Annotated in this window: 5 protein-coding genes; all 5 read right to left on the bottom strand. The window is 68.0% G+C overall.

Features of this window, described 5'->3' with window-relative positions:
• Positions 1-125: 125 nt before the first annotated feature.
• Positions 126-1,187, bottom strand: a complete 1,062-nt coding sequence (locus tag QH470_RS11695; RefSeq protein ID WP_280272338.1) for an alpha/beta hydrolase — start codon at positions 1,185-1,187, stop codon at positions 126-128.
• Between the two features lie 277 nt (positions 1,188-1,464).
• The gene (locus QH470_RS11690) at positions 1,465-2,361 is read right to left on the bottom strand and encodes an alpha/beta hydrolase (RefSeq protein WP_280272340.1); all 897 of its coding nucleotides are present in this window, start codon (positions 2,359-2,361) and stop codon (positions 1,465-1,467) included.
• A 358-nt stretch (positions 2,362-2,719) separates the two neighbouring features.
• Positions 2,720-3,799 carry an alpha/beta hydrolase gene (locus QH470_RS11685; protein WP_425302653.1) on the bottom strand — a complete coding sequence of 360 codons (1,080 nt, stop codon included), beginning with the start codon at positions 3,797-3,799 and terminating at the stop codon, positions 2,720-2,722.
• A gap of 347 nt (positions 3,800-4,146) precedes the next feature.
• Entirely contained in the window at positions 4,147-5,235 is a 1,089-nt protein-coding gene (locus QH470_RS11680) for an alpha/beta hydrolase (RefSeq protein WP_400180545.1), read from the bottom strand.
• A 188-nt stretch (positions 5,236-5,423) separates the two neighbouring features.
• Complete coding sequence (locus QH470_RS11675) at positions 5,424-7,340, bottom strand: arabinofuranosyltransferase AftB family protein (RefSeq protein ID WP_280272339.1); 1,917 nt, start codon at positions 7,338-7,340, stop codon at positions 5,424-5,426.
• Between the last annotated feature and the right edge of the window lie 50 nt (positions 7,341-7,390).

Raw genomic sequence — 7,390 nt, 5'->3', positions numbered from 1 at the left:
CGCGCCCGGGGGGGGGGCGCCCCCCCCCCCCCCCCCGCCCCCCCCCCCCCCCCCCCCCCCCCCCCGCGGGGGGGGCCCGGGCCCCCCCCCCCCCCCCCCCCCCCCGAGGCGGTATGTCGTGCCGGTTATCCGGCGTTCAGTGCGGCCAGGATGCCCGGACGCGCCTTCCACAGCTCGTCTTCCCAGTACTTCCAGGAGTGCGTGCCGCTGGCCGGGAAATCGTAGGTGGCCGGGATGCCCAGCGAGTTCAGCCGGGACTGGAAGGAACGGCTGCTCACCATCGAGATCGCCTCGAGGGCCATCGCGTTGCCGGTGTTGAACAGGCCGACCGCCGAACCCGGGCTGTCGTGCGGGCCGGGCAGGCCGCTGCCGGAGGAGATGAACATCGGCAGGCCACGCAGCTGCGGGGCGAAGACCATCGGGTCCGAGCGCAGCCACTGCGGGCTCCACGGCGCGGCCATCGAGTCCACGTTGAAGCGGCCGGCGTCGAGCATCATGACGCGGATCGCCTCACGCATGCCGGGCGCGTTCCAGTTCAGCGGGCCCGAGAACGCGGCCGCGTACTTGAACTGGTCGCGGTGGAAGGCCGCCAGGCGCAGCGCGGCCGGGCCGCTCATGGACAGACCGCCGACGGCCCAGTTGTTGCGCGAGACGCCGTAGTCGGCGAGGAAGGTGGGCAGCTCCTGAGTGAGGAAGGTCTCCCACTTGTAGGTGAACTTCTGGCCGTTGGTGTTGCTGGGGGCCTGCCAGTCCGCGTACCAGCTGGACTGGCCGCCGACCGGCATCACCAGGGTGATGTCGTCGTTGCCGAACTGCTGCTGCGCGTTGGTCTCGAAGGACCAGGCGTTGCGGTCGTCGCGGGCGCGCAGGCCGTCGAGCAGCAGCATGGCGGCGTTGCCACCGTTGCGCGCCCACTGCACCTGCACCTTGACCGGGCCCATACTCGACGGGACCATCAGCTCTTCGTAGCCACCGGCCGGGGTGCGATGCACCGGGGCCACAACCGGGTTCGCCAACGCGACCGTCGGGGTCGCGGCGGCTGCCGCGAGCGGGAGAGCCAGGGCCGCTGCGCCGGCGGCGAACAGCCGTGCGCGCCAACCGAACTGAGCATTTCGCCGTCCTGGCTGGACCGTCTCCGACGCGAGCGTCGAATCGGACGCCGGCGCGGCGGATCTGCCGAAACGCATGGATCTTGCTCTCTTTCTGCTGCTGTAGTCTGCGGTTGTTGCGCTCATTCCGGATCCCGACCTCCGACCTGAGCGACGGCGCGTCCACGAACTGGTCACACTTGCGCTCGCTGGACGATATTCGACCGCCCAACCGTTAGCAAGATGGAACGAACCGCGTGACCGAAATCCGCCCGTGCACGTTTCGTAATGGTGCGGAGACCCTATCGCGTCCGGCCGGTGATTGTCGCCCCAACCGAAAATCCCACGGCGGTCCCGGCTTTCGCCGGGAAGTTCATCATCCGAGATTGGCGCTGAGGTCCGGCAGCATCTTGTAGACCTCGTCGGTCCAGTAGTGCCAGAAGTGGACTCCGACGGGGGTGTAGTCGAAAACCGCATTGGCCGCGCCGAGGCTGTCCTGGAACGCCCGGGTGTTGGCCAGGGCGACCGTCTCCAGCACTTCCGCATTGGTCAAGTGGTACGCGTCGATCGGGCTGCGCACGGCGTCGCGCGGGCCGGGCAGGCCGTTGCCCGAGGAAATCCACAGCCGGGTGCCGTTCTGCCGCAACAGCGGCGCGAAAAAGGTGGGGTCGTTGCGCTGCCAGCGCGCGTCCCACGGCGGGCCCCACATGGCGTCGATGTTGAAGCCCCCGGCATCCAGCATCGCCGCGCGCAGCGCCTCCCGCATACCCGGCCCGGAAAGATTCAGGTAGCCCGAATAGGAAGCGGCGTAACGGAATTGATCGGGGTGATAGGCCGCCAGGGCGAGCGCGGCACTGCCGCCCATGGAAAGCCCGAACACCCCGTTGCCGACGGGCTTGAAACCCAGCCGTTCGTGCAGCGCGTTGCGCAGATCCCGGGTCAGGAACGTTTCCCAGGCATAGCGCACGGTCTGGCCGTTGGTATTGCTCGGCGTCGCCCAGTCGCTGTAGAAGCTGGACTGCCCGCCGATCGGCATCACCACATTGATGTTCCACTGCGGCAGCACCCGGGATATGTCGGTGTCGATCTCCCAGCCGGACAGATCGTTACGGGCCCGCAGGCCGTCGAGCGCGTACACCACCCGATCGGTATTGCCGTCCGCCGCACGGAAAACGCGGTTCTTGATCGGGCCCATGCCGGAATCGACCCAGAAATCGAACCCGTCGGGGTTGTACGCGGCCGCCGCCGGGCCGGGCGCGACGGCGACGGTCATCGCCGCCGGAATCGCCACGGCCAGCGCCACTCCCGCGAGCCCCCGGACCAGGCGCCGAATACCCGCGCCCGGTCCGCGCCACCGAGCCGAATCCCGCACACCGGCAACCGTTCCGCACAATCGCACTGACCGCATCGAACCGACCTTTCGCCCGTGCGGCCCCGTCTGGACCGCACCCGAGATGCATGACGAGCGACAATCGCCGCCGAATGCTTCTCGTGGTGAGTGCAGGTTTCGGCGTTGTTTTCCCCGAACTTCTTCTATCGGCAGACATTCGGAACCACGGCCCGGGAAACGCGCCCCGAGACCGAATCGTGACGTAAACCATCAATTTGCCGCAGGAAACGCGGCGCGCCCGTCAGCCGATGTTGGCCGACAGATCCGGAATCATCCGATACGCCTCGTCCTGCCAGTTGAACCAGTCGTGCACACCGACATCCGGGAACGAATAGACCGCGTTCTGCGCGCCCAGCGTCATCATCCGGACCTGGAAGGCGCGAGTGTTGGCCAGCGCCATCGCCTCCAGTGGCGCGCCGCGAATGATGTGGTCGGCGGCCGCGCCGGGCGGCAGCGCCCAATCCTGCTGCGACGGAACGCCACTGCCCGCGGCGATCCACAGCCGGGTGCCGTTGGCGATCAGCTGCGGCGCGAACACGAACGGATCCATCCGCAGCCACTGCGGGCCCCACGGCGGCGCCATGGCATCGACGTTGTAGCCGCCGGCGTCGATCATGGCGGCGCGGATCGCCTCGCGCATACCGGGAGCGGAGATGTTCAGGTAGCCGGAGAAGGATCCGGCGAAGCTGAACTGGTCGGGGTGGTAGGCCGCCAGGGTCAGCGCAGCGCTGCCGCCCATGGACAGGCCGAACGCACCGTTGCGATCGGCGCGGAAGCCGAGCCGGTCGCGCAGGGCGCTGCGCAGCTGGGAGGTCAGGAAGGTCTCCCAGTCATAGCGGTAGCTCTTGCCCGGCCCGTCCAGGAAGGTCTCGGTGGCGCCCGAGCCGCTGGAGGAGCCGAAGCCGGTCGGGCCGATGCCGAAGAACGAGCTGGGCGCGTTCCAGTCGGCGTAGAAGCTGGACTGCCCGCCCACCGGCATCACGACGTTGATGTTCCAGTCGGTCAGCACCTGGGCGACGTTGGTCTCGATCTCCCAGCCGTTGAGGGTCTGCGGCGCCCGCATGCCGTCGAGTGCGTAGACCACACGGTTGGTATTGCCGTCCTTGGCGCGGAAGATCCGCGACTTGATCGGGCCCATCACCGGTGAGTCGACCCAGAAGTCGAAGCCCGACGGATCGAACGCCGCCGTCGCGGTCGCGCCGCTCCCCACCACGGACACGCCCAGTGGCAGCGTCATCGCCAGTGCCATGCCCAACACCGATCGCTTCAGCCACGAACTACGCACTCCGTCGGGCTTCGGCTTCCTCCGCGCAAATCGCATCGAGTTCGACCTTTCGCTCGAGAACGGAGCGCGCTCGCACCCTCGCTACGCGCCCGGCCCTCATCTTCGGACAACACAGACAAACCGTCGACGTACCTAGGACGTCGCTGTACTGCTGGTACCGCGTTACGAATCGAGTATCGGCGATCCGGTGTTGCAATAAAGTGATTCAACTCGGAAATGAATCAAACAGTGACCCGCGACACACGGTAATCCATCGATGCGATCGGCCGAACCCACGTCGATGACGGCAGCAAATTTTCAGCACAGGTGAGAACGAGGCCGCGGGACACGAAAAACCCCCACGGCGACCGAAGTCGCCGTGGGGGTTTCGAAGCGGGCCGGGATCAGCCGATATTGGCCGAGAGGTCGGGCAGCATGCGGTAGACCTCGCTCTCCCAGTAGCGCCAGTTGTGCACACCCACGGCCGGGAAGTCGTAGGTGACGTTGCCGGCGCCCAGGGTCATCATGCGCACCTGGAACGCCCGGGTGTTGGCCAGCGCCAGCGCCTCCAGGCCCATCGCGTTGACCGTGTTGAAGTTGGGGCCGTCCACCGGACCGGGCAGGCCGCTACCGGCCGAGATCCACAGGCGGGTGTTGTTGGCCTTCAACCGCGGCGCGAACACGAACGGATCCATCCGCAACCACTGCGGGCCCCACGGCGGCGCCATCGAGTCGATGTTGTAGCCACCGGCGTCGATCATCGCGACGCGCAACGCCTCCCTCATCCCAGGCGCGGACACGTTGAGGTAACCGGAGTAGGACCCGGCGAAGCTGAACTGCTCCGGGTGGTAGGCGGCCAGGGTCAGGGCCGCGCTACCGCCCATCGACAAGCCGAACGCCCCGTTACGACTCGAGCTGAAGCCCAGCCGGTCCCGCAGCGCGTTGCGCAGGTCGCGGGTCAGGAAGGTCTCCCACTCGTAGCGGTAGCTCTTGCCGGGGCCATCGGCCAGCACCTGCGTCGCACCCGAACCCGAGGCCGAGCCCGACGACGAACCGGAGATCGGCGGCAGCCCCAGGAAGGAGCTGGCCGCGTTCCAGTCGGCGTAGAAGCTGGACTGACCACCGACCGGCATCACGACATTGATGTTGGCCTTGGTGAGTTCGGCGGCGATATTGGTCTCGATCTCCCAGCCGCTGATGTCCTGCCGGGCGCGCATGCCGTCGAGGGCATAGACCACGCGGCTCGTATTGCCGTCGGCGGCACGGAAGACTCGGTTCTTGATCGGGCCCATGGTCGGAGAATCAACCCAGAAGTCGATACCGGACGGGTCGAACGCCGCGGACGCGGTGCCGGCGCCTGCCACCGACACCCCGAACGGCAGCAGCGTTGCCAGGGCGACGCCCAGCGCGGACCGCTTCGCCCAGCCGGTTCGCCGTGAACCCTGCCGCTGCGACCGTCTCCGACGTCTTTCCTGCGCCCAACGCACAGTCACGCCTCGCATATTCTGTTCGGCCTTTCCCTTGTGCGGCCGGGCTCGGCCGCTTCTTGCGGATCCCCCGCCGCAACGCATGCCACCACGCGCCCGCGACGGACGTACTCAGGGAGCCTATCGCTTCGGTACCGCCCCGGCGTTACCAAATCGAGACAGAGTGGCCAAAACAACTGTGTTATCGGTACCGGTTAGTTAGGTACCACGGGCGGAATCGGGTCCACCAGGCCGCAGCGTTGGATCTCGTACTTCGGCACCCGCTCGATACGGTACTTCGAGAAGTGCAGGGCCTGGATGATGTTGTGCTTGAAGCGGTCGACCGACAGGGGCGCGCGGTAGGACGCCAGCAGATCCTGGGTGGCGGGGCAGCTCAGCGCGGTCCGGGCCTGGATCACCCACTTGTCGTCCATGAACCACGGCATCCACGGATGCCGGTCGACCATGCCGGTGTCGACGACCACCCAGTCCGGGTAGAGGTTCTTGTCGTGGCCGATGCGGCCGTCCACGAGCCGGTCGGTGTGCGCGGCCAGCGGGTAGGCCAGGCCCTCCTGATCGATCACCCGCACATCCAGCGGAACGTTCATACTCGTCATTCCCAGGTTCAGGAAGTAGACGGTGTGCCCGTAGCCGCCCTCGGGGATCGGCAGCGGCGGCGGCGCGACGTACCACATCATGAACGACGGCGAATTGATCAGCAGCCCGCCGTCCGGAGTGTTCTCGATCGCCTCCACCATCGCGCGCATCCGCGGGTAGTCCAGGTAGTCCTCGGCGAGCACCGGATGGTCGTGGCCGCTGTTGAGCACGTAGTAGATCCGCTCGTCCACGATGCCGGTGGCGCTGAGCTGGCTGCCGGAGGTGTTGGCGACGGTATCGGCGGCGAAGATCGCCCAGCCCATCGTCACCGCCCAGGCCGCCAGCGGCAGCGCGAACGACCAGCGCGCCAGACCGCGCACGCCCCGCTCCGCGACGGCCTCGCCGGGCAGCTTCACCGGCAGCATCGAGACGGGCAGCAGCAGGATGAACAGCTGCGGCAGCAGCATGCGGCCGTGCATGAAGTCACCGCCGACCCGGATGTTGAACACCACCAGCAGCAGCCCGCCGACGAGCATCAGCGCGACCACCGCGCCGGGCGTGCGCAGCCGCTGCTGCACGGCACGCAGCCTGGTGATGTCGCCCGAGTCGCGCCCGGCCGCCGGGGACGAACCGCGCCGGGACCTCAGGTAGAAGACGGCGATCACCGCGAGCACCAGCAGCGGCACCCAGAGGAAGTACGGGCCGACCAGGTCCCACAGGTAGACGAAGCCCTGTCCCCACTTGGCGCCGCCGGCCTCCTTGGCGACCGCGGTGTTCGGATAGGGCAGGCCGTAGTAGCCCATTCGCCAGATCTGGTAGCCGAGCGGCACCGCGCCGCCGACCACGACCAGCAGCGCCCGAATCCAGATCGGCCGCAACCGGGTTCGCGGCATCGGCGCGCAGAAGACCAGCAGCAGAGCCAGACCGCCCAGCACGGTGATCTCGGGACGCACCAGCCACGACAGACCGGCCCAGAAGACGAGGCCGAAAACGCTTGCGAGACCGGGCCTCTCGGCCTGGCTCCAGCGCATCAGCAGGTACCACAGCACGCCCAGCCAGAAGATGACCAGGCAGTTCTCCAGTCCGGAACTGGCGTAGTCGCGGGCCGGCGGCACGGCCACATAGACCAGCGCGCCCGCCGGCAGCAGCAGCTGCCCCGAGGCGCCGCCCCACAGCCGGGCCGAGCCGAGCATGGCGAACACGACCGCCAGCAGCGAGAGCCCCAGCGCCACACCGAGTACCACGTACTCCAGTCGAGCCTGGGTGACCCAGCTGAAGAACCAGACGACGTAGGTCCACGCGGCGCTGGTGTTGGTCTCCACCCGCTCGCCCGCGTTGAAGACCGGCCCGTTGCCGGCCAGCAGGTTGCGCACGGTACGCAACACGATGAGTCCGTCGTCGGCGATCCAGCGCCGTTGCCAGGCGCCGGCCGCGAACAGGACCACGGTGAGGACTACCCCACCGACGAAGACGGCTCGGGACAGTCGCGCGAAGCGGGAGGCGCTCGCCTCCCGCTCTCCCTCGCCGACCGCCAGCGTGCTGGTCGGCGGACCCTCTTCGCGCTCTTCTCCCTCTCCCAGCCTCT

Source organism: Nocardia wallacei (genome assembly GCF_029868745.1).
Classification (GTDB): Bacteria; Actinomycetota; Actinomycetes; order Mycobacteriales; family Mycobacteriaceae; genus Nocardia; species Nocardia wallacei_B.
This window is presented reverse-complemented; position numbering and strand designations above follow the sequence as displayed.